Source organism: Breoghania sp. (genome assembly GCF_963674635.1).
Taxonomy (GTDB): domain Bacteria; phylum Pseudomonadota; class Alphaproteobacteria; order Rhizobiales; family Stappiaceae; genus Breoghania.
The window spans coordinates 365,391-391,117 of the sequence record NZ_OY771475.1 but is presented as its reverse complement, the minus strand read 5'-3'; the positions used below and the strand labels follow the sequence as shown (position 1 = coordinate 391,117).

General features: G+C 61.2%; 25 protein-coding genes and 3 tRNA genes. All 28 read right to left on the bottom strand.

The window, feature by feature from the left end:
* Nucleotides 1-6: 6 nt before the first annotated feature.
* Nucleotides 7-207: a 50S ribosomal protein L29 gene (gene rpmC / locus ABGM93_RS01760; protein WP_321502916.1), complete on the bottom strand. Its 201-nt coding sequence runs from the start codon at nt 205-207 to the stop codon at nt 7-9.
* 22 nt (nt 208-229) lie between these two features.
* A complete protein-coding gene (gene rplP, locus ABGM93_RS01755; RefSeq protein WP_319773162.1) occupies nt 230-643 on the bottom strand; it encodes a 50S ribosomal protein L16 in 414 nt (137 codons plus the stop codon).
* A gap of 49 nt (nt 644-692) precedes the next feature.
* Nucleotides 693-1,403: a 30S ribosomal protein S3 gene (rpsC, locus tag ABGM93_RS01750; protein ID WP_321502915.1), complete on the bottom strand. Its 711-nt coding sequence runs from the start codon at nt 1,401-1,403 to the stop codon at nt 693-695.
* Nucleotides 1,403-1,783, bottom strand: a complete 381-nt coding sequence (gene rplV, locus ABGM93_RS01745) for a 50S ribosomal protein L22 (protein ID WP_319773160.1) — start codon at nt 1,781-1,783, stop codon at nt 1,403-1,405. Before rplV ends, rpsC begins: the two co-directional genes overlap by 1 nt.
* 2 nt (nt 1,784-1,785) lie before the next feature.
* Nucleotides 1,786-2,064: a 30S ribosomal protein S19 gene (gene rpsS / locus ABGM93_RS01740; protein WP_321337878.1), complete on the bottom strand. Its 279-nt coding sequence runs from the start codon at nt 2,062-2,064 to the stop codon at nt 1,786-1,788.
* 11 nt (nt 2,065-2,075) lie between these two features.
* The gene (gene rplB / locus ABGM93_RS01735; RefSeq protein ID WP_321502912.1) at nt 2,076-2,909 is read right to left on the bottom strand and encodes a 50S ribosomal protein L2; all 834 of its coding nucleotides are present in this window, start codon (nt 2,907-2,909) and stop codon (nt 2,076-2,078) included.
* Nucleotides 2,910-2,924: 15 nt separating this feature from the next.
* Nucleotides 2,925-3,218 carry a 50S ribosomal protein L23 gene (locus tag ABGM93_RS01730; protein ID WP_321502910.1) on the bottom strand — a complete coding sequence of 98 codons (294 nt, stop codon included), beginning with the start codon at nt 3,216-3,218 and terminating at the stop codon, nt 2,925-2,927.
* Entirely contained in the window at nt 3,215-3,835 is a 621-nt protein-coding gene (rplD, locus tag ABGM93_RS01725; RefSeq protein ID WP_321502908.1) for a 50S ribosomal protein L4, read from the bottom strand. The genes ABGM93_RS01730 and rplD overlap by 4 nt, the downstream gene beginning before the upstream one ends.
* A complete protein-coding gene (gene rplC / locus ABGM93_RS01720) occupies nt 3,835-4,548 on the bottom strand; it encodes a 50S ribosomal protein L3 (RefSeq protein WP_321502907.1) in 714 nt (237 codons plus the stop codon). Before rplC ends, rplD begins: the two co-directional genes overlap by 1 nt.
* Before the next feature lie 25 nt (nt 4,549-4,573).
* On the bottom strand, nt 4,574-4,882 hold the full coding sequence (gene rpsJ / locus ABGM93_RS01715) for a 30S ribosomal protein S10 (RefSeq protein ID WP_107989429.1): 309 nt from the start codon (nt 4,880-4,882) through the stop codon (nt 4,574-4,576).
* A gap of 124 nt (nt 4,883-5,006) precedes the next feature.
* Entirely contained in the window at nt 5,007-6,197 is a 1,191-nt protein-coding gene (gene tuf, locus ABGM93_RS01710) for an elongation factor Tu (protein ID WP_321502875.1), read from the bottom strand.
* A 46-nt stretch (nt 6,198-6,243) separates the two neighbouring features.
* On the bottom strand, nt 6,244-8,319 hold the full coding sequence (gene fusA / locus ABGM93_RS01705; protein ID WP_321502904.1) for an elongation factor G: 2,076 nt from the start codon (nt 8,317-8,319) through the stop codon (nt 6,244-6,246).
* Nucleotides 8,320-8,341: 22 nt separating this feature from the next.
* A complete protein-coding gene (rpsG, locus tag ABGM93_RS01700) occupies nt 8,342-8,812 on the bottom strand; it encodes a 30S ribosomal protein S7 (RefSeq protein WP_321502902.1) in 471 nt (156 codons plus the stop codon).
* 33 nt (nt 8,813-8,845) lie between these two features.
* Entirely contained in the window at nt 8,846-9,217 is a 372-nt protein-coding gene (rpsL, locus tag ABGM93_RS01695) for a 30S ribosomal protein S12 (protein ID WP_107989433.1), read from the bottom strand.
* Nucleotides 9,218-10,399: 1,182 nt separating this feature from the next.
* Nucleotides 10,400-10,696 (bottom strand): regulator, encoded by a 297-nt coding sequence (locus tag ABGM93_RS01690; protein WP_321502899.1) that lies wholly within the window; start codon nt 10,694-10,696, stop codon nt 10,400-10,402.
* A gap of 180 nt (nt 10,697-10,876) precedes the next feature.
* Nucleotides 10,877-15,082 carry a DNA-directed RNA polymerase subunit beta' gene (rpoC, locus tag ABGM93_RS01685; protein WP_321502896.1) on the bottom strand — a complete coding sequence of 1,402 codons (4,206 nt, stop codon included), beginning with the start codon at nt 15,080-15,082 and terminating at the stop codon, nt 10,877-10,879.
* A gap of 154 nt (nt 15,083-15,236) precedes the next feature.
* Nucleotides 15,237-19,376 (bottom strand): DNA-directed RNA polymerase subunit beta, encoded by a 4,140-nt coding sequence (rpoB, locus tag ABGM93_RS01680; protein ID WP_321502893.1) that lies wholly within the window; start codon nt 19,374-19,376, stop codon nt 15,237-15,239.
* A gap of 369 nt (nt 19,377-19,745) precedes the next feature.
* Nucleotides 19,746-20,120 carry a 50S ribosomal protein L7/L12 gene (rplL, locus tag ABGM93_RS01675; RefSeq protein ID WP_321502889.1) on the bottom strand — a complete coding sequence of 125 codons (375 nt, stop codon included), beginning with the start codon at nt 20,118-20,120 and terminating at the stop codon, nt 19,746-19,748.
* A gap of 59 nt (nt 20,121-20,179) precedes the next feature.
* Nucleotides 20,180-20,698, bottom strand: coding sequence for a 50S ribosomal protein L10 (gene rplJ, locus ABGM93_RS01670; protein WP_321502886.1), 519 nt, complete (start codon nt 20,696-20,698; stop codon nt 20,180-20,182).
* A gap of 394 nt (nt 20,699-21,092) precedes the next feature.
* Nucleotides 21,093-21,791 carry a 50S ribosomal protein L1 gene (rplA, locus tag ABGM93_RS01665; RefSeq protein WP_321502882.1) on the bottom strand — a complete coding sequence of 233 codons (699 nt, stop codon included), beginning with the start codon at nt 21,789-21,791 and terminating at the stop codon, nt 21,093-21,095.
* Nucleotides 21,792-21,795: 4 nt separating this feature from the next.
* A complete protein-coding gene (gene rplK, locus ABGM93_RS01660; RefSeq protein WP_321502878.1) occupies nt 21,796-22,224 on the bottom strand; it encodes a 50S ribosomal protein L11 in 429 nt (142 codons plus the stop codon).
* A 123-nt stretch (nt 22,225-22,347) separates the two neighbouring features.
* Nucleotides 22,348-22,878 (bottom strand): transcription termination/antitermination protein NusG, encoded by a 531-nt coding sequence (nusG, locus tag ABGM93_RS01655; RefSeq protein ID WP_319773144.1) that lies wholly within the window; start codon nt 22,876-22,878, stop codon nt 22,348-22,350.
* Between the two features lie 45 nt (nt 22,879-22,923).
* The gene (secE, locus tag ABGM93_RS01650) at nt 22,924-23,118 is read right to left on the bottom strand and encodes a preprotein translocase subunit SecE (protein ID WP_319773143.1); all 195 of its coding nucleotides are present in this window, start codon (nt 23,116-23,118) and stop codon (nt 22,924-22,926) included.
* Nucleotides 23,119-23,422: 304 nt separating this feature from the next.
* Nucleotides 23,423-23,498: transfer RNA gene (locus tag ABGM93_RS01645), tRNA-Trp, on the bottom strand.
* Nucleotides 23,499-23,684: 186 nt separating this feature from the next.
* Nucleotides 23,685-24,875 carry an elongation factor Tu gene (gene tuf / locus ABGM93_RS01640; RefSeq protein ID WP_321502875.1) on the bottom strand — a complete coding sequence of 397 codons (1,191 nt, stop codon included), beginning with the start codon at nt 24,873-24,875 and terminating at the stop codon, nt 23,685-23,687.
* A 199-nt stretch (nt 24,876-25,074) separates the two neighbouring features.
* Nucleotides 25,075-25,148, bottom strand: a tRNA-Gly gene (locus ABGM93_RS01635).
* Nucleotides 25,149-25,169: 21 nt separating this feature from the next.
* Nucleotides 25,170-25,254: transfer RNA gene (locus ABGM93_RS01630), tRNA-Tyr, on the bottom strand.
* 72 nt (nt 25,255-25,326) lie between these two features.
* Nucleotides 25,327-25,695 carry a hypothetical protein gene (locus tag ABGM93_RS01625; protein ID WP_321502873.1) on the bottom strand — a complete coding sequence of 123 codons (369 nt, stop codon included), beginning with the start codon at nt 25,693-25,695 and terminating at the stop codon, nt 25,327-25,329.
* Between the last annotated feature and the right edge of the window lie 32 nt (nt 25,696-25,727).

Here is a 25,727-nt window from a genome sequence, read left to right as displayed (position 1 = left end):
CGCCTCCTACTTGTTCTCGGCTGCGCGCTGAGCGCGAGCCGTGGTCTGGATGCGCGCGATATCACGACGAATTTCGCGAACGCGCGCTGTGTTTTCGAGCTGACCGGTCGCCTTCTGGAAGCGCAGGTTGAACTGCTCTTTCTTCAGCTTTTCCAGCTCTTCTCGGAGCTGGTCGGCGGTCATCGCCCGCACATCACTCGCCTTCATGGCATTCACTCCTGTGTTCCGCTCACTCGGCGATGCGCTGGACGAAACGGCACTTGATGGGAAGCTTTGCCGCACCGAGGCGCAGGGCCTCACGGGCAATCGGCTCCGCCACGCCGTCGATCTCGAACATCACACGACCGGGCTTGACACGGGCCGCCCAGTATTCCGGGGAACCCTTACCCTTACCCATGCGCACTTCGGTCGGCTTCGACGACACCGGCACGTCCGGGAAGATGCGGATCCACACGCGCCCGGCACGCTTCATGTGACGGGTGATGGCACGACGGGCCGCTTCGATCTGGCGCGCTGTGATGCGCTCCGGTTCCACGGCCTTCAGGCCGTAGGCGCCGAAATTCAGATCGGTTCCGCCCTTGGCATTGCCGTGGATGCGGCCCTTGTGCTGCTTGCGGAACTTGGTTCGCTTTGGCTGCAGCATTGTTGCTCTCTCGCTTTCCTAGATACCCACCGAACGATCGTCACTGCCCTCAGGCAGCGCGCTCGCGACGGCCACCGCCGCCACCGGATTCGTTGCCTTCCGCGCTACGACGCTCGGAAGCCATCGGGTCATGCTCCAGGATCTCACCCTTGAAGATCCAAACCTTGACGCCGCAAGCACCATAGGCGGTGTGAGCGGTCGCCGTGCCATAATCGATGTCGGCGCGCAGCGTGTGCAGCGGCACGCGGCCTTCGCGGTACCATTCGGTACGAGCGATTTCCGCACCACCCAGACGACCACCGCAGTTGATGCGGATGCCGTCGGCGCCAAGACGCATCGCGGACTGAACCGAACGCTTCATGGCACGACGGAACGCAACACGGCGCTCCAGCTGCTGGGCAATCGAAGCCGCGACAAGCGTTGCGTCGATTTCCGGCTTGCGCACCTCAACGATGTTGATGTGCACTTCCGAATTGGTCATCTGCGACAGCTTGCGACGAAGCTTCTCGATGTCCGCACCCTTCTTGCCGATCACGACACCCGGACGAGCCGAATGGACAGTGACGCGGCACTTCTTGTGCGGGCGCTCGATGACGACCTTGGAGACGGCCGCCTGCTTCAGTGCGTCCAGCAGGTACTCGCGGATCCTGAAATCCTCGTGCAAGAGCGAGCCGTACTCGTTCTTGTCCGCGTACCAGCGGCTGTCCCACGTCCGGTTGATGCCCAGGCGAAGACCGATCGGATTGACTTTATGGCCCATCAGGCGGCCTCCTCAACTTCGCTCACGACGATGGTCAGGTTGGAGAACGGCTTCTGGATCCGTCCAACCCGGCCACGCGCCCGGGGCTGGAAGCGCTTCATCACGAGCGCCTTGCCCACATAGGCCTCGGAGACGACGAGAACGTCGACATCGAGATCGTGGTTGTTCTCGGCGTTGGCGATGGCCGACTCCAGCGTCTTCTTGACATCGCGAGCGATCCGCTTGCGGGAGAAGGTCAGTTCGGCCAGAGCCGTCGAGACCTTCTTTCCGCGGATACCGGCTGCCACGAGGTTCAGCTTCTGCGGCGAGACCCGCAGCATGCGTGCGACAGCCTTCGCCTGATTGTCGGCGAGGCTACGCTCGCGCTTCGGCTTGCCCATCGTTACTTCCTCTTCGCCTTCTTGTCCGCCGCATGCCCGTAATAGGTGCGCGTCGGCGAGAACTCGCCAAGCTTGTGACCGACCATGTCCTCAGACACGAGAACCGGCACATGCTTCTGGCCGTTGTAGACACCGAAGGTCAGACCGACAAACTGGGGCAGGATCGTCGATCGCCGGCTCCAGGTCTTGATGACCTCATTGCGGCCAGAAGAACGAACCTTCTCGGCCTTTTTGAGGAGGTAGCCGTCGATAAACGGTCCCTTCCAGACAGAACGTGCCACGGTCGTTCCCCTTACTTCTTCCGCTGGTGGCGGCTACGGACGATGAACTTGTCGGTCGACTTGTTGGAGCGGGTACGCTTGCCCTTGGTGGGCTTGCCCCACGGCGTCACCGGATGGCGACCACCGGAGGTGCGACCCTCACCACCGCCGTGCGGATGGTCGACCGGGTTCATCACCACGCCACGCACATGCGGGCGCTTGCCGAGCCAGCGGGAACGTCCCGCCTTGCCCATGTTGGTGTTCATGTGATCCTGATTGGAAACCGCGCCAACGGTCGCCATGCAGGTGCCGAGAACGCGGCGCTGTTCGCCGGAGTTCAGGCGGATCACGGTGTAGCCCTGGTCACGACCCACGATCTGAGCGTAGCCACCGGCCGAACGGGCGATCTGGCCGCCCTTGCCGGGCTTCATCTCGATGTTGTGCACGATCGTGCCAACCGGGATAGAAGACAGCGGCATCGCATTGCCCGGCTTCACGTCGGCCTTGGCGCTGGCGATAACCTTGTCGCCGGCTGCAAGGCGCTGCGGCGCCAGGATGTAGCTCAGTTCGCCATCGTCATAGCGGATGAGGGCGATATAGGCAGTGCGGTTGGGATCGTATTCGATCCGCTCCACGGTCGCCTCGACATCAAACTTGCGACGCTTGAAGTCGATGATGCGGTAGGTCCGCTTGTGGCCGCCACCACGGTGCGGAGCCGTGTTGCGACCGCGGTTGTTACGACCGCCGGACTTCGACAGGCCCTCTGTGAGGGTCTTGACCGGCTTGCCCTTCCACAGGTCGGAGCGGTCAACGATGACCAGCTGCCGAGTACCCGGTGAAGTCGGCTTAAAGGTTTTGAGTGCCATCTTTCCTCTCCGCCCTTACAGACCGGTGGTCACGTCGATCGCCTGGCCCTCGACGAGGGTGACAACCGCGCGCTTGAAGTCGCTCTGACGGCCCTTGATGCCGCGGAAGCGCTTGACCTTGCCCTTGCGGACAGCGGTGTTCACGCTCTTGACCTTGACGCCGAACAGCGCCTCGACCGCAGCCTTGATCTCGGGCTTCGTCGCGTTGATTGCGACGTTGAACACGACCTTGTCCTGCTCGGAAGCCATCGTGGACTTCTCGGTGATCGCGGGGCTGACGATCGTGTCATAGTGCTTGAGGTTCGTCATTTGAACCGCTCCTCCAGAGCACTCACCGCCGCCTTCGTCAGGACGAGCGTCTCGCGACGAAGAATGTCGTAGACGTTGATGCCCTGCACCGGAAGCACGTCAACATTCGGGATGTTGCGGGCCGCCAGGCGGAAGTTGTTGTCGATTTCGGCCCCATCGATGAACAGAACGTTCGCGAAGCCGAGGGCACCAAGCTGCGCCTTGAGCGCTTTGGTCTTGCCGTCGGCCGACTTCACATCATCGAGAATGACGATGTTGGAAGCCTGAGCCTTGGCCGAAAGCGCATGCTTCAGGCCGAGAGCGCGAACCTTCTTCGGAAGGTCGAACGAATGGTCGCGAACGACCGGACCGAATGCCCGGCCACCGCCACGGAACTGCGGGACCTTGCGGTCACCGTGCCGCGCGCCGCCAGAGCCCTTCTGACGGACAAACTTCTTGCCCGTCGCAGCGACTTCGCTGCGGCCCTTGGTCTTGTGCGTGCCAGCCTGGCGCTTAGCCAGCTGCCAGCGCACGACGCGGTGCATGAGATCGGCCCGCGGGTCGAGACCAAAAATCTCGTCCGACAGCGTGATCGAGCCGGCCGCTCCGCCTTCAAGCGTCTTTACTGCCAGTTCCATCACTCGGCCTCCTTCTCAGCAACCGGCGCAGCCACATCGGCAACGCGGAAGCCACCCGGCATCGGTGCCCCATCAGGCAAGGACCGCTTGATCGCGTCCTTGATGAGGATCCAGCCACCCTTCGAGCCCGGGACAGCGCCCTGAACCATGATCAGGCCGCGCTCCACGTCGGTGCGCACAACCTTCAGGTTCTGGGTGGTCACGCGGGTATCACCCATGTGACCGGCCATCTTCTTGCCCTTGAAGACCTTGCCGGGATCCTGGCACTGACCGGTCGAACCGTGCGAACGGTGCGACACAGAGTTACCATGCGAAGCGCGACCACCACCGAAGTTGTGACGCTTCATGACACCGGCGAAGCCCTTACCGATCGAAGTACCGGTGACGTCGACGAACTGACCTTCCACGAAGTGGTCGGCAGTAAGTTCGGCGCCGACCTCGATCAAGGCATCCGGGGAGACCCGGAATTCGGCGAGCTTGCGCTTGGGCTCGACTTTGGCGACAGCGAAGTGTCCCCGCATCGGGCGCGGCGTATTCTTGACTTTGGCAAGACCTGCGCCGAGCTGCAGCGCGGTATAGCCATTCTTTTCAGCCGTCCGGTGGGCAACGACCTGGCAGTTCTCAAGCTTGAGAACCGTCACCGGCACGTGAACCCCTGCATCAGAGTAGATGCGGGTCATGCCCACCTTCTGAGCGATCACTCCAGAACGCATCAGCGTGTTCCTCGGTTGGTCCGCCTTAGAGCTTGATTTCGACGTCGACGCCTGCAGCGAGGTCGAGCTTCATCAAGGCGTCGACAGTCTGCGGGGTCGGATCGACGATATCGAGCAGACGCTTGTGCGTACGCATTTCGAACTGCTCGCGGCTCTTCTTGTCGATGTGAGGGCCGCGCAACACGGTGTACTTTTCGATCCGTGTCGGCAGAGGCACCGGTCCGCGCACCTGGGCACCCGTCCGCTTCGCCGTATTGACGATTTCGCGGGTCGAGGCATCCAGGATGCGGTGATCAAACGCCTTCAGGCGGATCCGGATATTTTGACCGTTCATTGCTCTGGTCCTTACGAGCCGGTGCCGCAACTGCGACGACCGCTCCTGACTTCTTCAACGTTGGAGGCGACTTGCGTCGCCCCCATGGGATGCCGGTTATCGGCATCCCGACTTATCCGGTTCGTTACTCGATGATCGAGGCAACGACGCCGGCGCCGACGGTGCGGCCGCCTTCGCGGATAGCGAAGCGCAGACCTTCTTCCATCGCGATCGGCACGATCAGCGTCACCGTCACGGCGACGTTGTCGCCCGGCATCACCATCTCGGTGCCTTCCGGCAGATCCACAACACCCGTCACGTCGGTCGTGCGGAAGTAGAACTGCGGACGATAGTTCGTGAAGAACGGGGTGTGACGACCACCCTCTTCCTTCGTCAGAATGTAGGCCTCGGCCTTGAACTTCGTGTGCGGGGTCACAGAACCCGGCTTGCAAAGAACCTGGCCGCGCTCGACATCCTCACGGCCGATGCCGCGAAGCAGAGCACCGATGTTGTCGCCAGCCTGGCCCTGATCGAGCAGCTTGCGGAACATCTCGACGCCCGTGCAGGTCGTCTTCTTCGTGTCGCGGATACCCACGATCTCGATTTCTTCGCCGACCTTGATGATGCCGCGCTCGACACGACCCGTCACAACCGTGCCGCGACCGGAGATCGAGAACACGTCTTCGATCGGCATCAGGAACGGCTGGTCAATCGGACGCTCCGGCGTCGGAATGTACTCGTCAACCGCTTCCATCAGCTTCAAAACCGCACCGCGGCCGATTTCCTGATCCCGGTTCTCAACGGCTGCAAGAGCCGAACCGGCGATGATCGGAATGTCGTCGCCCGGGAAGTCGTAGGACGACAGAAGATCGCGGATTTCCATCTCGACAAGCTCAAGAAGCTCCGGATCGTCGACCTGGTCGACCTTGTTCATGAACACGACCAGAGCCGGCACACCGACCTGACGCGCCAGAAGGATGTGCTCGCGGGTCTGCGGCATCGGGCCATCGGCCGCCGAGCAAACCAGGATCGCGCCGTCCATCTGCGCCGCACCCGTGATCATGTTCTTCACGTAGTCGGCGTGGCCCGGGCAGTCCACGTGAGCGTAGTGACGGTTCGCCGTCTCGTACTCAACGTGCGCCGTCGAAATCGTGATGCCGCGCGCCTTTTCTTCCGGCGCAGCGTCGATTTCGTCATAAGCCTTCGCAACGCCACCGCCCTGCTCTGCAAGCGTCATGGTGATCGCTGCCGTAAGGGTCGTCTTGCCGTGGTCAACGTGGCCAATCGTACCAATGTTGACGTGCGGCTTGTTGCGCTCAAATTTTTCCTTAGCCATCGGATTTCTCCGCTCTCTCGATGTTTGCTGTCAGGCTGGTCGGTTATCAGGCGTACTTGGCCTGAACTTCCTCGGCGACCGCCTGAGGAACCTGTTCGTAGTGATCGAAAACCATGGAGTACTGTGCGCGCCCCTGGGACATCGAGCGCAGGTTGTTCACGTAGCCGAACATGTTTGCCAGCGGAACATTGGCGCTGACGACAGTCACGATGCCACGGTTTTCCGTGCCGGTGATCTGACCGCGACGCGAGTTCAGATCGCCAATGACGTCACCCATGTACTCTTCCGGGGTCACGACCTCGACCTTCATGATCGGCTCCAGGAGCTTCGGAGAAGCCTTCTGGATGCCTTCGCGGAAGCCGGCGCGGCCGGCGATTTCGAAGGCGAGAACCGAGGAGTCCACGTCGTGGTAGGCACCATCGACAAGGGTCACCTTGACGTCGAGGATCGGGAAGCCAGCCAGCGGACCAGAGCTCATGACGCTCTCCAGACCCTTCTGGACACCCGGGATGTATTCCTTCGGGACCGAACCGCCGACGATCTTGGATTCGAACGTGAAGCCCGATCCCTGCTCGCCCGGCTCCAGAACCATCTTGACGCGCGCAAACTGACCCGAACCACCCGACTGCTTCTTGTGGGTGTAATCGACTTCGGCGAGCTTCGTGATGGTCTCGCGGTACGCAACCTGCGGCTGACCGATGTTCGCCTCGACCTTGAACTCGCGCTTCATGCGATCGACCAGAATGTCGAGATGAAGCTCGCCCATGCCGGCGATGATGGTCTGACCAGATTCTTCGTCGGTCTTGACGCGGAAGGACGGATCCTCGGCGGCCAGGCGGTTCAGGGCGAGGCCCATCTTTTCCTGGTCGGCCTTGGTCTTCGGCTCCACCGCGATCTCGATCACCGGCTCCGGGAATTCCATGCGCTCCAGGATCACCGGCTTGTTCGGGTCACACAGCGTGTCGCCCGTGGTGGTGTCCTTGAGACCCGCGACGGCCACGATGTCGCCTGCATAGGCCACTTCGATGTCTTCACGGCTGTTGGAGTGCATCTGCATCATGCGACCGATGCGCTCACGCTTCTCCTTCACCGTGTTGAGCAGCGAAGTACCCTTGTTGAGCACGCCGGAGTAGATGCGGCAGAACGTGAGCGAGCCGACGAACGGGTCGTTCATGATCTTGAAGGCAAGCATGGAGAGCGGCTCTTCGTCGCTCGACTTGCGAACCGTTTCTTCTTCGGTCTTCGGATCGATACCGCGGATAGCCGGAACTTCCATCGGGTTCGGCAGGTAATCGACGACGCCGTCGAGCAGGGGCTGAACGCCCTTGTTCTTGAAGGCGGAGCCGCAGAAGACCGGAACGAACTCGTTGGCGATCGTGCCCTTGCGGATGAGCGCCTTCAGAGCCTCGTTCGCGGGCATCTCACCTTCGAGATAGGCCTCCATAGCGGCCTCGTCGACCTCTACGGCGATCTCGATGAGCTTCTCGCGATACTCTTCAGCCTTATCCTGAAGGTCGGCCGGGATCTCTTCGATATCCCAGGCGGCGCCCAGGGTCTCTTCCTTCCAGACCAGGGCCTTCATCTCGATCAGGTCGACGCAGCCTGCAAACTCGCTCTCCGCACCGATCGGCAGCTGAAGGACGAGCGGCTTGGCGCCAAGGCGCGATCCGATCATCTCGACGCAGCGGTAAAAGTCCGCGCCCAGCTTGTCCATCTTGTTGACGAAGATCATCCGCGGCACGCGGTACTTGTCGGCCTGACGCCAAACGGTTTCCGTCTGCGGCTCGACACCAGCATTGGCATCCAGCAGCGCAACCGCACCGTCGAGAACACGGAGCGAACGCTCCACTTCGATGGTGAAGTCGACGTGGCCCGGCGTGTCGATGATGTTCAGACGCTTTTCTTTCCAGAAAGCGGTCGTCGCAGCAGAGGTGATCGTGATGCCACGCTCCTGCTCCTGCTCCATCCAGTCCATCGTCGCGGCGCCGTCATGGACTTCGCCGATCTTATGGCTCTTGCCGGTGTAGTAGAGGATCCGCTCCGTCGTCGTGGTCTTGCCAGCATCAATGTGGGCCATGATGCCGAAGTTGCGGTAGTCCTCAATTTTATGCGTACGCGCCATGGCGTCAGACCCTCAGGTTTGCTTACCAGCGGTAATGCGAGAACGCGCGGTTGGCTTCGGCCATGCGATGCGTGTCTTCACGCTTCTTCACAGCCGTACCGCGGTTGTTTGCGGCGTCGAGCAGCTCACCAGAGAGCCGGTCGATCATGGTCTTTTCGTTGCGACCGCGAGACGCGGCAATCAACCAACGAATGGCAAGCGCCTGACGACGCTCGTTGCGGACCTCGACGGGGACCTGGTAGGTCGCACCGCCAACACGGCGAGAGCGAACCTCAACGGTCGGCATCACGTTGGTGAGCGCCTCATGGAACACCGAGATCGGGTCCTGCTTTGCACGGCTCTCAATAACATCGAACGCACCGTAGACGATACGCTCGGCTGCCGACTTCTTACCGTCGAGCATCACGTAGTTCATGAACTTCGTGACGACGACATCCCCGAACTTCGGGTCCGGATTGATCTCTCGCTTTTCAGCGCGATGACGGCGGGACATCTGTTGATCCTCGGCCTTTGAACACGAATTCTATTATTTCGGACGCTTGGCGCCGTACTTCGAACGACGCTGCTTGCGATCCTTGACGCCCTGGGTATCCAGCACACCACGCAGGATGTGGTAGCGCACGCCAGGCAAATCCTTGACGCGGCCGCCGCGGATCATCACCACGGAGTGTTCCTGCAGGTTGTGGCCTTCACCAGGAATGTAGCCGATGACCTCGAAGCCGTTCGTCAGACGCACCTTGGCGACCTTACGCAAAGCCGAGTTCGGCTTCTTCGGCGTCGTGGTGTACACGCGCGTGCACACACCGCGCTTCTGCGGGCAGGCCTCCATGGCCGGCACCTTGTTCCGCTTCGGCGGGTCCTTCCGCGGCTTGCGGATCAACTGGTTGATGGTCGGCATATTAGCGCTTCACCTTATCCATCTGCTGCATGCCCGTGCATGCGCGGAATCGCGCCGCTTCCACACCATTACTGGCGCGAAAAGGGCGCTGCGAAATACAGAGGATCACGAGGGACAACCCCATGATCGTGTGCTCGACGATTTATCGCCAAATTTGAACCCGGGCAGCGTTTAAGCCGATTGGTCCAGAGCGTGTCGCTCCGAATTCAAGAAAAGCTTACCGCCTGCCTTGGGAGTGGGCGGAACCTACTCACACACCGGCCCCACGTCAAGGCCCTGCCCGATAAATCTTCAGCCTTTCCGCGGTCTGGCGGATCTCACGCGGGAGTCGACCCAAAGCAACAGCAAGACGTAATATTCTTACCGTCCAATATCCGATTGCGCATTAATATTAGTCGACCGGTTCGGCGAGACAGCGGCGAGCAATTCCCCTCTGACGCCTCGTTCCCAGAGATTCTTCATAAATGGTGAATCGCTTGTCGCCAGATCCGGATTTTGTTCATCCCTGTTAGGGATTCGCTCCCGCCCACTGTCCGATGATTCCTGAACGAAAAAGGGGCCGCGCGGTGGCTGGCCCCTTCCGATCCCGATCGGATCCCTTCCCCTTCACTCCAAAGGCCTCTTGCGTGGACCGAGCAGCGCGTCCTCTGAACAGGCGGCTGGCGCTTGGCCTTTCAACGACGAGAAAGCTCGCCGGGAGCACTTGGGTCATCATGAAACCAATGATCCGTCCCGGGTCGGCGAGCCGAGCGTGGACCACGAACGCGCCGGCGATCGGGAGGCCGGCGAACAGGAAGGCCGCTTAGCACGCCTGGAAGCTGACGACGATTGCCAGGCCGCCGACAGGTTCCATCAGGATCGCCAAATGGAGACGCTTGCCCCGGCATTCCCTTCGCTCCCAGATGGGCAACCGCACAGACAGAACCGGCTAGTTTGGTCCTGTCCAAATGGACGCAGAGGGAGCCCGCCACCCGTTGCCCTGCGAATTGGATCCGGGCCGCGCTCCGATCAAGGTTGTCCATCTTGCCGCGTCCGATTTCTGAGTTCACCCAGCCCGAAGGCTGCGCTCTCCCCATGGAAAGCAGACGCCGGATGCGGCCAGACTGACGGATCGGCAGACAGGAATAAACGGGCGTGGCGCCTCCCTCTCTTCCTGCGATGCAGCCGCCTCTGGCAGAATGCTCAGTCCCGGAAGGTGATCACCGCGACATTTCCATCAAGGGCGTCCTGATAGGCCTCTTCAAAAGCCGGATCGTCGGGCTCCCCGTCGAGCGTGCCGATCTGGTCGAGCTCGGCTTCGGCATAGCCCTCCCCCGCCAGAGCTTCGAGGGCACGGCGAACGGCGCTGTCGTCATCGGCCGCCGACAGGACAATGTTCACGGTGATGGCGTCGTCCGGCCCACCCTCTTCTTCTTCCCACACGCGACCAACGATCACGAAGACCATCGGCTCATCGCCATTCAGTTTGGTGAGTTCCATTTCGTTTCTCCTGCGATTACGGGCAATGATGCCCGCCTGCCCGACGCAAAGCAAAGAGCTGATGGCAATGGCAAAAGGTTTGCCACTCTTGACTGAGCCCCTGCCCGCCACTTTTGGGCACCAGATGCGAGAAAGGCCGCCCGAAGGCGGCCTTTCCCTTGTCTCGATGTCGTGGCCGACTTACTCGGCCGGACCGACATGCGTCATATCGGTCAGCATCGGGTCTGCCATCTCCACACCCGAGCGCTTCTTGCGCTCGTCGAGGATGAGGTCGTCGCGATGCGTGGCGACCTTGCGGATCCGGGTGATCGCGCCGCCGGAGCCGGCGGGGATCAGACGACCCACGATGACGTTTTCCTTCAGACCGTCCAGCGTGTCCGACTTGCCGTTGACCGACGCCTCGGTAAGCACGCGCGTGGTCTCCTGGAAGGAGGCCGCGGAGATGAAGGAACGCGTCTGCAGCGAGGCCTTGGTGATGCCGAGCAGAACGGGATTGCCGCTCGCCGGCTTCTTGCCTTCCTCGATGCAGCGGGCGTTGATCTCGTCGAGATCGACACGGTCCACCTGCTCGTTGGTGATCAGATCGGTATCGCCCGCATCGGTGATCTCGATCTTCTGCAGCATCTGACGGACAATCACTTCGATGTGCTTGTCGTTGATGCCCACACCCTGCAATCGATAGACTTCCTGGATCTCGTTGACGAGGTAGTTGGCCAGAGCCTCCACGCCCTTGATCGCCAGGATGTCATGCGGTGCCGGATTTCCGTCGAGGATGTACTCGCCCTTCTCGATGGTGTCGCCTTCCTGCAGATGGAAGTGCTTGCCCTTCGGAACGAGATACTCGATCGGCTCCATGGACTCGTCGAACGGCTCCACGATGATGCGGCGCTTGTTCTTGTAGTCGCGGCCGAACTTGATCGTGCCGTCGGCCTCCGCGATGATCGCATGATCCTTCGGACGACGTGCCTCGAACAGCTCCGCCACACGCGGCAGACCACCGGTGATGTCCTTGGTCTTGGCGCTTTCCAGCGGAATACGCGCAAGCACGTCACCCGCACCGACCTTGTTGCCGGCATCGACCGAGAGAACGGTGTCGACCGACAGCATGTAACGGGCTTCACCACCGCGCGGCAGCTTGATGACCTCCCCCTTCTCGTCACGGATGACGATTGCGGGCTTGAGATCCTGCGTACGCGGGGAGGAACGCCAGTCGATGACGACACGCTTTGTGATGCCGGTCGCCTCGTCGGTGGATTCCGTCACGGTGGCACCGTCGATCATGTCTTCAAGGCCAACCGTACCGGCGACTTCGGTGAGCACCGGGCGGGTATAGGGATCCCACTCGGCGACACGCTGGCCGCGCTTGACGGTATCGCCCTCGTCCACATGCATCTTGGAACCGTAGGTCACGCGATGCACTGCACGCTCGATCCCTTCCGCATCGACCACGACGATCGACATGTTACGGGCCATGGCAACGAGGTTGCCCTCGCTGTCGCGGGCGACATTGCGGTTCCGCAGACGGATCGTGCCGTCGAACGAGGATTCGATGAACGAGCTGTCAACGACCTGCGCGGTACCACCGATGTGGAACGTACGCATGGTAAGCTGGGTGCCCGGCTCGCCGATGGACTGCGCCGCAATGACGCCGACCGCCTCGCCGATATTTACCGGCGTACCGCGGGCAAGGTCGCGACCGTAACAGGCGCCGCAGCAACCGATCTGCGTCTCGCAGGTCAGCACCGAGCGGATGCGGATCGACTGGACGTTCGCCTCTTCGATCAGCTCGACTTCCTTCTCCTCGATCATCTTGCCGGCCGGGACGATGACTTCGCCGGTGGCCGGGTTGACGATGTCGTCGCAGGTCGTACGGCCGAGCGCCCGCTGGCCGAGGGTTGCGATGACCTGGCCGGCATCGACAACTGCCTGAACCGTGATGCCCTTGTTGGTGCCGCAATCGGGCTCAAGGATGATGCAGTCCTGGGCCACGTCGACGAGACGGCGGGTCAGGTAACCGGAGTTCGCGGTCTTCAGGGCGGTGTCGGCCAGACCCTTACGGGCACCGTGGGTGGAGTTGAAGTACTCCAGAACCGACAGACCTTCCTTGAAGTTCGAGATGATCGGGCTCTCGATGATCTCGCCCGACGGCTTGGCCATAAGGCCACGCATGCCGGCAAGCTGCTTCATCTGGGCCGGTGAACCACGGGCACCGGAGTGGGACATCATGTAGACCGAGTTCATCGGCTTCTGACGCCCGCTCTCCTCGTCGAATTCGACCGCCTGGATGCGCTTCATCATCTCGTCGGCGACCTTGTCGGTGCACTTCGCCCACGCGTCGACGACCTTGTTGTACTTTTCGCCCTGTGTGATCAGGCCGTCATTGTACTGCTGCTCGTATTCCGTCACGAGGGCAGAGGTCTCGTCAACGAGGCTCTGCTTGGTATCCGGAATGACCATGTCGTCCATGCCGAACGAGATGCCGGCCTTGCACGCATTGGTGAAGCCGAGCTTCATGATCTGGTCGCAGAAGATGACCGTCTCCTTCTGACCGCAGGCGCGGTAGACGGTGTCGATCATCTTGGAGATATCCTTCTTCGTCATCAGCTTGTTGCAGACGTCGAAGGGCACTTCATGGTGCTTGGGCAGCAGCTCACCAATGAGAAGACGGCCAGGCGTCGTCTCGTAGATCGCGGAAACCGGGTTGCCCTCGGCATCCACCGTCTTGAAACGGCCGCGGATCTTGGTGTGCAGGGTGACCGACTTGGTCTCCAGCGCGTGATGCAGCTCGCCCAGATTGCCGAAGACCATGCCTTCGCCCGGCTCGCCTTCCGTCATCAGCGACAGATAGTAGAGACCCAGAACGATATCCTGCGACGGCACGATGATCGGCTGACCGTTGGCCGGGTGCAGGATGTTGTTGGTCGACATCATCAGGACGCGCGCTTCCAGACGGGCTTCCAGCGACAGCGGCACGTGAACGGCCATCTGGTCGCCGTCGAAGTCGGCGTTGAAGGCGGCGCAGACGAGCGGGTGAAGCTGCAGGGCCTTGCCCTCGATCAGCGTCGGCTCGAAGGCCTGAATGCCAAGGCGGTGCAGCGTCGGCGCGCGGTTCAGAAGCACAGGGTGCTCACGGATAACCTCGTCGAGGATATCCCACACTTCCGGACGCTCCTTCTCCACGAGCTTCTTCGCCTGCTTGACGGTCGAAGAATAGCCCTTGGCGTCAAGGCGCGAATAGATGAACGGCTTGAACAGCTCAAGCGCCATCTTCTTCGGCAGGCCGCACTGGTGCAGCTTGAGTTCCGGCCCCACGGTGATGACCGATCGACCCGAATAGTCGACGCGCTTGCCGAGCAGGTTCTGACGGAACCGGCCCTGCTTGCCCTTGAGCATGTCGGAAAGCGACTTCAGCGGACGCTTGTTGGCGCCCGTGATGACGCGACCGCGACGGCCGTTGTCGAACAGCGCATCCACGGATTCCTGCAGCATGCGCTTTTCGTTTCGGATGATGATATCCGGCGCACGCAGCTCGATCAGCCGCTTCAGACGGTTGTTACGGTTGATCACGCGGCGATAGAGGTCGTTCAGATCCGACGTCGCGAAGCGACCACCATCCAGCGGCACCAGCGGACGCAGATCCGGCGGAATGACCGGCACCACGGTGAGGATCATCCATTCAGGACGGTTGCCCGACTCGATGAACGCCTCGATGACCTTCAGACGCTTGGCAAGTTTCTTCGGCTTCAGCTCGGTCGTCGCTTCCGCGATTTCCACGCGCAGCCGCTCGCTCTCCTTCTCCAGGTCGAGCGACATCAGCATCTCGCGGATCGCTTCCGCGCCGATCATGGCGGTAAAGCTGTCCTCACCATACTCGTCTTGAGCGGTGATGAACTCTTCTTCCGACAGAAGCTGGTTCTGCTTGAGCGGCGTCAGGCCCGGTTCGAGCACGACATAGTTCTCAAAATAGAGAACGCGCTCAAGATCCTTCAGCGTCATGTCGAGAAGCAGGCCGATACGGCTCGGCAGCGACTTCAGGAACCAGATATGCGCAACCGGCGCGGCCAGCTCGATATGGCCCATGCGCTCGCGACGCACGCGGCTCAGCGTAACCTCGACACCGCACTTTTCGCAGATCACGCCCTTGTACTTCATGCGCTTGTACTTGCCGCACAAGCACTCGTAGTCCTTGATCGGGCCGAAGATCCGCGCACAGAACAGGCCGTCGCGCTCCGGCTTGAACGTACGATAGTTGATCGTCTCCGGCTTCTTGATCTCGCCAAAGGACCAGGAATGAATCTTCTCGGGGCTGGCGATCGTGATCCGGATCTGGTCGAACGTCGCCGGCTGAGCCTGCTGATTGAACAGGTTCATGACCTCTTGATTCATAGGTTATCTCCTTCAATGCTCGGGCGGGATGGCGCGCCGCTTCGCGCATCTGCCGTCCCGGCACTCAAACAGGATTTGCTCGCAGTCGGTCGCTGGACAGCGGGCCTGACGTTACGGGCGAAACTATGACGTTCCGCCCTGGAAGCGCGGCGGATCATTCCGCCGCGTCCGCCTGTTCTTCGTCTTCGCCTGCGGGAAGCTGCAGCTTGCTGTCCTTCAATTCGACATTGAGGCCAAGCGAACGCATTTCCTTGACGAGCACGTTGAAGCTTTCCGGAATACCGGCCTCGAACGTGTCGTCGCCACGAACGATGGACTCGTACACCTTCGTACGGCCCGCCACGTCGTCCGACTTCACCGTCAGCATTTCCTGGAGCGTGTAGGCCGCGCCGTAAGCTTCGAGCGCCCACACTTCCATTTCGCCGAAACGCTGACCGCCGAACTGCGCCTTGCCGCCCAGCGGCTGCTGGGTAACGAGCGAGTATGGGCCGATCGAACGCGCGTGGATCTTGTCGTCCACGAGGTGGTGCAGCTTCAGCATGTAGATGTAGCCCACCGTGACCGTGCGGTCGAACTGCTCGCCGGTACGCCCATCATAAAGCCTGGACTGACCCGAACCGTCGAGGCCGCCGATCTCCAGCATGTCCACGATGTCCGGTTCCACGGCGCCGTCAAAGACCGGCGTCGCGATGGAAACACCCGTGCGAAGCTGCTCCGCAAGGCGCACGACGGACTCGTCGTCATATTCCTTGACCGGATCGCCCTTCAGGTTGTCGCCATAGATCTCGACGATCTTGCCCTTCAGCGCTTCGATCTCACCCGACTTGCGGTACTCCTCGTAGAGCTCCCCGATGCGCTTGCCCATACCGGCGCAAGCCCAACCCAGATGCGTTTCGAGGATCTGACCGACGTTCATGCGCGACGGCACGCCCAGCGGGTTCAGAACGATGTCGACCGCAGTGCCGTCATCAAGATACGGCATGTCTTCGAGCGGATTGATCTTGGAGACCACGCCCTTGTTGCCGTGACGGCCAGCCATCTTGTCGCCCGGCTGAAGCTTGCGCTTCACCGCAACGAAGACCTTGACCATCTTCATGACGCCCGGCGGCAGTTCATCACCGCGCTGCAGCTTCTCCACCTTGTCGATGAAACGCTGCTCAAGGCGCTTGCGGCTCTCGTCGTACTGACCGCGCAGGGCTTCGATCTCGCCCATCAGCTTCTCGTTGTCGATGGCGAACTGCCACCACTGAGACCGCGGATACTCGTTCAGCACGTCGCCCGTGATCGGACCGTCGCCACGGAAGCTCTTCGGACCACCGGAGGCTTCCTTGCCGATCAGCATCTCCGCCAGACGGCCATAGACGTTGCGATCCAGGATCGCCTGCTCGTCATCGCGGTCCTTGGCGAGGCGTTCGATCTCCTCGCGCTCGATCGCCATGGCGCGCTCGTCCTTTTCAACGCCGTGGCGATTGAAGACGCGCACTTCCACGACCGTGCCGGTGACACCCGGCGGCAGACGCAGCGAGGTGTCGCGGACATCGGAGGCCTTCTCACCGAAAATGGCGCGCAGAAGCTTTTCTTCCGGCGTCATCGGGCTTTCGCCCTTCGGCGTGATCTTGCCCACGAGAATGTCCGAGGGGTTCACCTCCGCACCGATATAGACGATGCCGGCTTCGTCGAGGTTCTTCAGCGCCTCTTCCGAAACGTTCGGAATGTCGCGCGTGATTTCCTCCGGCCCGAGCTTCGTATCACGCGCCATCACCTCGAATTCCTCAAGGTGGATGGAGGTGAACACGTCGTCACGCACGATGCGCTCCGACAGCAGGATGGAGTCCTCGAAGTTGTAGCCGTTCCAGGGCATGAACGCGACGAGCACGTTCCGGCCGAGCGCCAGATCGCCCAGGTCCGTGGAGGGGCCGTCGGCGATGATGTCACCCTTGTTGATGACGTCGCCCACGCGCACCAGCGGACGCTGGTTGATGCAGGTATTCTGGTTGGAACGCTGGAACTTCATCAACCGGTAGATGTCGACGCCCGACTTGGACGGATCGAGATCCTGGGTCGCGCGGATAACGATACGGGTCGCATCGACCTGATCGACCACGCCGGCCCGGCGCGCGCCAATGGCCGCACCGGAATCGCGGGCCACGACCGCTTCCATGCCCGTGCCAACGAACGGAGCCTCGGCCCGCACCAGAGGCACGGCCTGACGCATCATGTTCGAGCCCATCAGCGCGCGGTTGGCGTCATCGTTTTCCAGGAACGGAATGAGCGATGCCGCGACCGACACGAGCTGCTTGGCCGACACGTCCATGAAGTTCACGCGATCGGCCGGAACCAGCATGACGTCACCGGCGTGACGACACAGGATCAGCTCTTCGATGAAGCGACCGTTCTCGTCTGTCTCAACGTCTGACTGCGCGACGTAGTACTTGGACTCCTCCATCGCCGACAGATACTGGACATCATTGGTCGCATGACCGTCCTGAACCCGGCGATAGGGGCTCTCGATGAACCCGTACTTGTTGACGCGCGCAAAGGTGGCCAGCGAGTTGATCAGACCGATGTTCGGGCCTTCCGGCGTCTCAATCGGGCAGATACGGCCATAGTGCGTCGGATGCACGTCACGGACTTCGAAGCCAGCGCGCTCACGGGTCAGACCGCCCGGGCCAAGCGCCGAAAGACGACGCTTGTGGGTGACTTCCGAAAGCGGGTTGGTCTGGTCCATGAACTGCGAGAGCTGCGAGGAACCGAAGAACTCGCGAACGGCAGCGGCGGCGGGCTTCGCGTTGATCAGGTCCTGCGGCATGACAGTGTCGATTTCCACCGACGACATGCGCTCCTTGATCGCGCGCTCCATGCGCAGCAGACCGATGCGGTACTGGTTTTCCATCAGCTCGCCGACAGAACGCACACGGCGGTTGCCGAGATTGTCGATGTCGTCGATCTCGCCGCGGCCATCACGCAGCCCGAGAAGCGTGCGAATGACCTCGATGATGTCTTCCTTGCGCAGGACGCGCACGGTGTCTTCGACATCGAGATCGAGGCGCATGTTCATCTTCACGCGACCGACGGCCGACAGGTCGTAGCGTTCGGCATCGAAGAACAGCGACTGGAACATCGCTTCGGCGGTGTCGATGGTGGGCGGCTCGCCCGGGCGCATCACGCGATAGATGTCGAACAGCGCGTCTTCACGCGCTTCGTTCTTGTCGATCGCAAGCGTGTTGCGCATGTAGGCGCCAGTGGTCACGTGATCGATCGCGAGCACGGGAATTTCGTCGTAGCCCTGCTCGATCAGCGCTTCGAGGACCTTCTCGTTGATCTCGTCGCCCGCCTCGGCATAGATCTCGCCGGTCTGCAGGTTGACCATGTCCTCGGCCAGGAATTCGCCATAGAGCTCTTCCGGCGCGACCTTGATCGACTTGACGCCCTTTTCCAGCAGCTGCTTGGCATGCCGGGCCGTCATCTTCTTGCCGGCTTCCAGGATGACTTCGCCGCTATCGGCGTCAATCAGGTCCTCGGCACTCTTCATGCCGCGCATGCCGGTCGGATTGAAAGGCTTGCGCCAGGAATCCTTGCCCTTCGTATACGAGAAGCTGTCATAGAAGGTGCTCAGGATCTCGGACGGATCGAGACCAAGCGCCATCAGCAGCGACGTCACCGGGATCTTCCGGCGACGGTCGATACGCGCATAGACAATGTCCTTGGCGTCGAACTCGATGTCGAGCCAGGAACCGCGATAGGGAATGACGCGCGCCGCGAACAGGAGCTTGCCCGAGGAATGGGTCTTGCCCTTGTCGTGGTCAAAGAACACGCCAGGCGACCGGTGCATCTGGGAAACGATAACGCGCTCGGTGCCGTTGATGATGAAGGTGCCGTTCTCCGTCATGAAGGGCATGTCGCCCATATAGACGTCCTGCTCCTTGATGTCCTTCACCGACTTGGCATCGGTTTCCTCATCGATATCGAACACGATGAGGCGAAGGGTCACCTTGAGCGGTGCGGAGAAGGTCATGCCGCGCTGGCGGCATTCGTCCACGTCATACTTCGGCGGCTCGAATTCGTAACGAACGAATTCAAGCAGCGACGTGCCACTGAAATCGGAGATCGGGAAAACCGACTTGAAAACGGCCTCAAGGCCGTCGACCGTGCGGCCGCCTTCCGGTTCCTCGACCTGCAGAAACTGATCATAAGAAGCCTTCTGGACCTCGATCAGATTCGGCATTTCCGCTACATCGCGGATGTCACCGAAGAACTTGCGGACTCGCTTGCGACCGTTGAACGTCTGCGCCATTGTCGCTCCTCGTATCGCCTCAAGCACCCTCGCGCCCCGGGAGTGCTCTTGCTTTAAGTTTCTCGACCCCTGCGCCTGCGGAGTTATTCCACAGGCACCGTGATCCTGTTGACGGCTAGCCGGATCGCCGGCACTTCACTTGGCCCGACGGCACGCTGGACCTATAATCCAAGTAGCGAGCCGCGATCTGGGTAGCCGTCCCTACTGGGACGTTCGCCCCGGTACCGGGAAGATCCCGCCGGGGCCTGAACTCGACTGGCGGATACCGCACGTACGACCCTTGTCCTGGATGGGTCGGCAAATCGTTTCCGGCATCCGAAGTAGCGGTCCCGGGCGCACCCGGGACCACGCATTCTTGTAAGGAAGACCTTACTTCAGCTCGACGGTCGCGCCGGCTTCTTCGAGCTTCTTCTTCAGCTCTTCGGCTTCGTCCTTCGAAGCGCCTTCCTTGACGGTCTTCGGAGCACCCTCGACCAGGTCCTTGGCTTCCTTCAGGCCAAGACCGGTGATGGCGCGGACTTCCTTGATGACGTTGATCTTCTTGTCGCCGGCAGAAGCCAGGACAACGTCGAACTCGGTCTTCTCTTCTTCGGCCGGAGCAGCGGCACCACCGGCAGCGGCGGCAACGGCCACCGGAGCAGCGGCGGAAACGCCCCACTTCTCTTCGAGCATCTTGGAAAGCTCAGCAGCTTCCATGACAGTCAGGGCGGACAGCTCTTCAACGATCTTTTCGAGATCAGCCATTTCAATTTACCTTCGTATTCGAACCGTAATGGTTTCAGTGTTTGCAGCAGTCGCGTGCCTTACGCGGCTTCGTCCTTCTTGGCGTACGCCCCGATGACGCGGGCCACCTGCCCGGCCGGTGCGCTGAGAACCTGCGCGATGCGCGTCGCCGGCGTGCTGATCATGCCGACAAGCTTCGCGCGCAGTTCATCGAGCGACGGCATCGTGGCCAGGGCCTTGATACCTTCCGCATCGAGGTTGGTGGAGCCGAGCGCGCCACCCAGGACAACGAGCTTCTCGTTGCCCTTGACGAATTCCATCACCGCCTTGGGAGCCGCGACCGGGTCTGCCGAATAGGCGATGACGGTCGGGCCCTGGAACAGGCCGTTGATGTGCTCGACTTCCGTGCCTTGAAGGGCAAGCTTTGCAAGACGGTTCTTCGCGACCTTGACGGACCCGCCGGCTTCACGAACCTTCGCACGCAGCGAAGTCATGTCCGAGACCGAGAGACCCGCATAGTGGGCCACGACGACAACGCCCGCGTCCGAAAACACGGTGTTGAGCGCCGATACGGCTTCGCGCTTTTCCGCTCTATCCACTTGCCTTCTCCACTTGGCGAACGACAGCGTGCCGTCCGCCGGTTGGCTTTGCCGCTCCGATGAATAGCCCCATCGAAACGACGCTCAGGGTTCCTGCCCCCTCACGCACGCCTTTCAGGGGCGCGGCAAGGCCTACGGTTCGAACCGGGGACCGCGAACGGTCGAATTCGGTTCTAACCCGTCTATGCAGGCCCATCTGGCTTAAACCCGGCTCGTTAGAGCCCGGCACCTGCAGTCTCGGACAGGACCGGCTGACCTGAAGGCCTGAAGACCTCCCGATAGCCGGATCCCGCCGGGCGAACCCGGCGGGAATTCTCACCACCCCTTTCAGGGCGGAATTCAGGAACAACGAGAACCTCGCTGCCATTTCAAGCGTCAATCAGACGCCGACGCCTCAGGCGCCCGTCACGCTCGACAGATCAACCTTGATGCCGGGGCCCATGGTTGAGGTCAGCGCGACGCGGCGAAGGTAGTTGCCCTTCGCACCCGACGGCTTGGCTTTGATCACCGCATCGGTGAAGGCCTTGATGTTCTCGGCCAGCTTGCCTGCATCGAAGGACGCCTTGCCGATACCGGCATGGATGATACCGGCCTTTTCGACGCGGAACTGGACGGCACCGCCCTTGGCGTCGTTGACAGCGGCCTTGACGTCCGGGGTCACCGTGCCAACCTTCGGGTTCGGCATCAGACCGCGCGGGCCGAGCACCTTACCGAGACGGCCGACGAGCGGCATCATGTCCGGGGTCGCGATGCAGCGATCGAAATCGATCGTGCCGGACTGGACCTGCTCGACCAGCTCTTCCGCACCGACGAGGTCGGCACCGGCGGCCTTCGCTTCATCGGCCTTATCGCCGCGCGCAAAGACTGCGACGCGAACGGACTTGCCCGTGCCGTTCGGCAGAACGCACACGCCGCGAACCATCTGGTCGGCGTGGCGCGGATCAACGCCCAGGTTCAGAGCGATTTCGACGGTCTCGTCGAACTTCGCGGTGGCCCGCTCCTTGATCAGCTTCAGCGCCTCGTCGAGGGTGTAAAGCTTGTCGCGGTCGATGCCTTCACGGCTGGCGGCTACGCGCTTTCCGATCTTCGCCATGGTCTTACTCCGCAACCTCGAGGCCCATCGAACGGGCAGAACCTTCGACCATCCGCATGGCGGCGTCGATATCCACGGCGTTCAGGTCCTTCATCTTCGCCTCGGCGATTTCACGAACCTGATCGCGGCTGACGGAACCAATCGTGCCGCGGCCCGGGGTCTGAGAACCCTTCGGCAACTTGGCGGCCTTCTTCAGGAAGAAGGAGACAGGCGGCGTCTTCACCTCGAAGGTGAACGACTTGTCCGTGAAGAACGTGATCACGGTCGGGCACGGAGCACCCTTTTCCATATCCTGCGTCTGCGCGTTGAACGCCTTGCAGAATTCCATGATGTTCAGACCGCGCTGACCCAGCGCCGGACCGATCGGGGGAGACGGCGTTGCCGACCCCGCCGGCACCTGAAGCTTCAGGCTACCTTGAATTTTCTTCGCCATTTGGCTCTCCTAGACATACTGGCCGGCCTACCCGGCACCAGAGAGGTGGTGGTCTGGCTGCTTGCGCGGGGCGATCCGCCCTCAAGAAACCTTCCACCTACGAACAGATATCGAAGCCTGAGATCAGAGCTTCTCGACCTGCGCGTATTCGAGCTCGACCGGGGTTGCCCGACCGAAAATGGACACTGCGACCTTCAGGCGGGCGCGTTCGTCGTCCACCTCCTCGACAAGACCGTTGAACGAGGCAAACGGGCCATCGGAGACCCGAACCTGTTCGCCAACCTCGAAGGAGACAGACGGCTTCGGCCGATCGACGCCTTCCTGCACCTGATGCAGGATACGCTGCGCTTCGGCCTCGGAAATCGGCATCGGCCGATTGTCGGTTCCAAGGAACCCGGTCACCCTCGGCGTGTTCTTGATGAGATGATACGCGTCGTCCGTCATCTCCATCTTCACGAGCACATAACCGGGGAAGAACTTGCGTTCCGCATCCACCTTACGCCCGCGACGAACCTCCACGACCTTTTCGGTCGGGACGAGGATTTCCTCAAACAGATCCTCCAGGCCGGTCGACTGCGCCTTTTCCCGGATGGATTCCGCGACTTTCTTTTCGAAATTCGAATAGGCGTGGACGATGTACCAACGCTTGGCCATGAGACCCCAGTCCGCTTCGTTTGATATCGTTTACGGTTTGAGTAGTTAGCCCAAACCAACCAGAAGCTTCACACCCGCGGCCATGATCTGATCGGCAAGCAGGAAGAAGATCGACGCAGCGGCAGCCATGATGAACACCATCACGGTGGTGACGACAGTCTCCTTCCGCGTCGGCCAGGAAACTTTCGCAACCTCCTGGCGCGTCTGCTGGAGGAACGTAAAGGGATTGTTTTTCGCCATTCCGCCTGTGGCCGCCCGTGGCCTGCTTCAGCGCCAACCTGCACCAGTATCAGGTGCAAGGCGCCGCCGGTAATTCGTGTTTCAGACCTGCGCGACCCGCCCCGAGGCACAGACGCCCATTGGACATCCGGTCACTTGATCCCGCTTCTTCTTCGCGCCCGGCGCCACATCAGGCAGGAGCCCTGCCCAGCGAATCGCCGAAACGCTGCCTTTTAAACGGCATTTAGGCGCGCGGAATCATCCGCACGCCAAATCTCGTTGCGCATTACTTATAGCCGTCGAACCGATTCCACAAGAGTGAAACTGGCAGGGGCGGAGGGACTCGAACCCACGACCTGCGGTTTTGGAGACCGCTGCTCTACCAACTGAGCTACACCCCTACTATCCGATCTGTCAAACCGCACGTCGCGACACACGAGAAAGCCAGACCTCCACTTGCAGCCGGTTCGGCTACATTCCCCGGGCGCCGCTTCAAGCGACCACCTGGGAAAACCCCGACAGGCGGGCCCTTATAGACCCTACTGCCAGGAATGCAAGCGCGGCCTGTGGGCCGCGCCGCTTAATGCTTACTCGATGATCGAGGCAACGACGCCGGCGCCGACGGTGCGGCCGCCTTCGCGGATAGCGAAGCGCAGACCTTCTTCCATCGCGATCGGCACGATCAGCGTCACCGTCACGGCGACGTTGTCGCCCGGCATCACCATCTCGGTGCCTTCCGGCAGATCCACAACACCCGTCACGTCGGTCGTGCGGAAGTAGAACTGCGGACGATAGTTCGTGAAGAACGGGGTGTGACGACCACCCTCTTCCTTCGTCAGAATGTAGGCCTCGGCCTTGAACTTCGTGTGCGGGGTCACAGAACCCGGCTTGCAAAGAACCTGACCGCGCTCGACATCCTCACGGCCGATGCCGCGAAGCAGAGCACCGATGTTGTCGCCAGCCTGGCCCTGATCGAGCAGCTTGCGGAACATCTCGACGCCCGTGCAGGTCGTCTTCTTCGTGTCGCGGATACCCACGATCTCGATTTCTTCGCCGACCTTGATGATGCCGCGCTCGACACGACCCGTCACAACCGTGCCGCGACCGGAGATCGAGAACACGTCTTCGATCGGCATCAGGAACGGCTGGTCAATCGGACGCTCCGGCGTCGGAATGTACTCGTCAACCGCTTCCATCAGCTTCAAAACCGCACCGCGGCCGATTTCCTGATCCCGGTTCTCAACGGCTGCAAGAGCCGAACCGGCGATGATCGGAATGTCGTCGCCCGGGAAGTCGTAGGACGACAGAAGATCGCGGATTTCCATCTCGACAAGCTCAAGAAGCTCCGGATCGTCGACCTGGTCGACCTTGTTCATGAACACGACCAGAGCCGGCACACCGACCTGACGCGCCAGAAGGATGTGCTCGCGGGTCTGCGGCATCGGGCCATCGGCCGCCGAGCAAACCAGGATCGCGCCGTCCATCTGCGCCGCACCCGTGATCATGTTCTTCACGTAGTCGGCGTGGCCCGGGCAGTCCACGTGAGCGTAGTGACGGTTCGCCGTCTCGTACTCAACGTGCGCCGTCGAAATCGTGATGCCGCGCGCCTTTTCTTCCGGCGCAGCGTCGATTTCGTCATAAGCCTTCGCAACGCCACCGCCCTGCTCTGCAAGCGTCATGGTGATCGCTGCCGTAAGGGTCGTCTTGCCGTGGTCAACGTGGCCAATCGTACCAATGTTGACGTGCGGCTTGTTGCGCTCAAATTTTTCCTTAGCCATCGACGTCGCTCTCTGCTCGTTTGCTCGCGGAGCAAGCCCGCGGATTTCCCATTCCAGGCACGGCCGGAGGCCGCGTCACCGCGCCAACCGGCGATGGATCAGAACCTCAGGACCGTTCCTCCCGGTTGGGAGGCCTCTATATATAGGGACACCATATATAGCGGTCGTTCGACGATTTGCAGAAGATGTACTCGAAGGTTGGAGCGGGTGAAGGGAATCGAACCCTCGTCATCAGCTTGGAAGGCTGTTGCTCTACCATTGAGCTACACCCGCGCTCGTAGGCTTTTGGTGCGATGGTGGAGGAGGTTGGATTCGAACCAACGTAGGCAAAGCCAACGGATTTACAGTCCGTCCCCTTTAACCACTCGGGCACTCCTCCGTTCACCGCAACCGGTAGCCTGAAAGCCTACAGGATCGCCAAACAGAAACACCCCGCCCCGCTCTTTCCCGGTCAACGCCTGATGAGACAAACGTTGGCGGGAACCGGTGGGGCGGTGAATCCCGTGGCGCGTTTTATGGCGATGTCGCCCTTCAGTGTCAACGGCCTATTCGGGAAGAATTTCATGTCCGCCCCAATGAGGTGTGGAAACACTCCGTACACGCCGGTCAAATCCTTCGGTTTTCTGCGGTTTTTGAAAATTTTTCCCCAGCCCGATACACGCAAATTAGCTGCAGATGCGTCGATTGCGCCCGCCTGCAACATTCCGGCGCGCGCCCACGCAAGGCGGGCGCATTGCTCTGCAGCCTCCCATGGCTTCGCCAATAACCTCTCGCCTCCATACTGGACTGGAGCCAGCGCGAAGCCTTCGGCGTTTTTCACGATAAAGCCCCGGGACAAGCCGCCAAAGCGCG